A 2,851-nucleotide genomic window follows, 5' to 3' on the forward strand; every position below is an offset into this window, starting at 1 on the left:
AACCTTACCCCGAAGGGTAAGATCCGCTCGACTTGCATGTATTAGGCACGCCGCCAGCGTTCGTCCTGAGCCAGGATCAAACTCTCCATAAAAGAAAGATTGTGACTCATTAAAACGTGACTTCATTCACTCGTTGTTCAGTTTTCAAAGAACAAATGCTTGTCCTGTTTCGCAACAGGAATTACATCATAACACATCGCATGTTTCATTGCAATTGTTTTTTATTCATCCGGTTGAGGGTACGAATCCCTTCAAGTAGATTATTCCGAACACTTCCTGCTCTCTTACGGCAGGAATGTTAGAATAACAGCTTTTCCACCATAATGCAACCTTTTTATATAAATTATTAAGACCAGCAAAGAAAAAGGCTGATGTCTCATATCAACTTACATATTAGGGATCGTTTTAACCCATTCTACAGGAGGCATATTCTTATCATGCTCGGGGGGGAATCAATAAGTATGGGTACAACTAGCCAAAACAATGGTGCTGCCTCTTCTGAGGGAAATAAAGAACAAACAAATACGAAACTAAAGTGGTGGCAGCTATCCCTGCTCGGTGTCGCATTCACAATTGGAACGGGATTTTTTCTCGGGTCTGGTCTTGCGATTCAGATCGGGGGACCAGGCGTGCTTATTTGTTTTTTGCTTGCGGCTGTCGGGACTTATTTGGTGTTCGATGTCTTGGCGCAGATGACATCCCTTGATCCTCTAGAGGGTTCATTCCGTTCCTACGCTAAGAAAGCATTCGGTCGATGGGCCGGATTCAGCAGCGGTTGGGTATATTGGTCTTCCGAGTTATTGATTATGGGAAGCCAACTAACAGCGCTTTCGTTGTTCTCCAAACTATGGTTTCCTAATGTGCCGATGTGGCTTTTGGCTATTGTTTATGCCATTCTTGGGCTTTTTATTGTGTGGTTGGGTACGAAAGGTTTCGAGCGCTTCGAAAGCATGTTCGCTATGATTAAGGTTTCGGCCATTATCATGTTTATCGCGCTTGCGGCTTGTGCGCTAATGGGATGGTTACATGTAGGACAAGTTCAAGCTATACCTAACGAAGTGGAGAACTATTTCCCTCACGGTGCCATGGGCTTGTGGGCGTCGCTCTTGTTTGCCTTTTACGCTTTCGGAGGTATTGAGATAATGGGGATCATGGCAATGCGACTACAAGAGCCTCGGCAAGCCCCTAGGGCTGGGAAAATGATGCTTGTATTACTAACGGTCGTTTATTTCATTTCGCTTGTTTTCGCGATGATTTTAGTTTCTTGGAAAAAGTTTAACGGTGACCAAAGTCCATTCCTTCTTGCACTGAAAAGATTCGACATTCCGTATGTACCTGACCTATTCAATGCCACCCTCATTATCGCCGGCTTCTCTACGATGACCGCTTCATTATTCGCGATTATCAAAATGTTGGTTATTCTTGCTAAGGATGGCGATGCCCCGCATTTTATAACCATTGTCAAACTAAAAAGGCCTGTCATGGCAATTGTGCTGACCGCAGCTGGAATGGCTCTATCTATTATCTTCTCCTTGCTCATGCCAGGGAAAGTTTATGAGTACATTACAACCGCTGCGGGATTAATGCTGCTGTACAACTGGATGTTCATCCTCATAACTTCAGGCCGCTTGCTAAAGCTAACCACTTTCGGAAAAATAAAACGTTATGCCGGTCTATTGATTCTGCTCGGAGCCGTGAGCGGTTCCGTCTTCCATTCTCTAAGCCGGCCCGGTTTCTTTATCAGTCTCGGATTCGTTACTGTTATAGGGGGACTGACACTCTATATGAATTCAAAATGGCGATTGAACTCCGTTGGTACTAATTCGACGGGCAGCATTATTGGCGCATTGTCACCCAAACATCAAGTGAACGGCTTCAAATCCAAAATAAAGTCCAAAGCAAATAAGTGAACAACCCGAAACAGTAGCAACTACCTGAAGCAACCTGTCCGATAACCAGCGTCTAAAAGAGCTCGCGATACTTGCCATGGCGAGATCCCAGAGCATAATGCCTCCTAAAATAGCGATACTGCAGATGATCAACTTTATGTCCGTGAGGCTAGCCGCCGCTTCGGCAATAACCGATCCATAAATCCCGACCCAAAACAAAATCGTCATGGGATTCGATAAAGACAATAGAAAGCCAGATATAAATGACCTTGACAGTGGTTCTTTGACTTGAGTTTCAATTGCACTAATCTGCAATTTATCGGCACGAAGCAAACTTTCAATTCCCGTGTAGACGAGCACAAAGCAGCCGAAAAACCACAAGAAGCTTTTAATAAAGGGAACATTCATAAAATGCACAAAGCCCAAGTAAACCAGTAACATATATAATATATCCGCAACCATAGCACCGATGCCAACCAACCAAGAATGAAGGAACCCCCTCTTGATGCCGGCATCTAGCTGAGCAGCGTTAATCGGGCCAATGGGTGCGGATAACGAAAAGCCAAGCAGCATGTAACTTAGCAATAAACTCATTATTTCAAACCCTCCAGAATTAATTTATGTACAAGATCTATACACCTCACTATGATATTCATCTACGTCGGCTTGTACGACAAAAACAAAAACAAAAACAAATAACCCGACTAAGTTCGGCCGGTTACTAACTGGTAATTAGGTAGGTCAAGACTATGTAAACATAGCAAGACAACAAAAAAACGACCACATCACTGTGGTCGGTCATTCGTGCTTGGCGACGTCCTACTCTCCCAGGACCCTGCGGTCCAAGTACCATCGGCGCTGGAAGGCTTAACGGTCGTGTTCGGGATGGGTACGCGTGGTTCCCTTCCGCCATCGCCACCAAACATTCAAGGCAGTACACCCTGAAAACTGGATACGAAACT

2 protein-coding genes and 2 rRNA genes are annotated in these 2,851 nt (G+C 44.5%); 1 reads left to right on the top strand and 3 read right to left on the bottom strand.

Going from position 1 to position 2,851, the window contains the following annotated elements:
- A 16S ribosomal RNA gene (locus BCM02_RS35010) occupies nucleotides 1–92 on the bottom strand; the annotation flags it as partial.
- A 369-nt stretch (nucleotides 93–461) separates the two neighbouring features.
- Here BCM02_RS35010 and BCM02_RS35015 point away from each other — a divergent pair.
- Entirely contained in the window at nucleotides 462–1,910 is a 1,449-nt protein-coding gene (locus BCM02_RS35015; RefSeq protein ID WP_148933746.1) for an amino acid permease, read from the top strand.
- Here the strand turns inward: BCM02_RS35015 and BCM02_RS35020 are convergent.
- Nucleotides 1,851–2,483, bottom strand: a complete 633-nt coding sequence (locus tag BCM02_RS35020; protein ID WP_148933747.1) for a LysE family transporter — start codon at nucleotides 2,481–2,483, stop codon at nucleotides 1,851–1,853. The genes BCM02_RS35015 and BCM02_RS35020 overlap by 60 nt on opposite strands.
- A 212-nt stretch (nucleotides 2,484–2,695) precedes the next feature.
- Nucleotides 2,696–2,812: ribosomal RNA gene (rrf, locus tag BCM02_RS35025) — 5S ribosomal RNA — on the bottom strand.
- Nucleotides 2,813–2,851 lie beyond the last annotated feature (39 nt).

This window comes from Paenibacillus methanolicus, from assembly GCF_008124765.1.
Lineage (GTDB): Bacteria > Bacillota > Bacilli > Paenibacillales > Paenibacillaceae > Paenibacillus_Z > Paenibacillus_Z methanolicus.

Coding starts and splice junctions, on each gene's coding strand:
- BCM02_RS35015 (WP_148933746.1), top strand. CDS start 462: ATGGGTACAACTAGCCAAAACAATGGTGCTGCCTCTTCTGAGGGAAAT.
- BCM02_RS35020 (WP_148933747.1), bottom strand. CDS start 2,483: ATGAGTTTATTGCTAAGTTACATGCTGCTTGGCTTTTCGTTATCCGCA.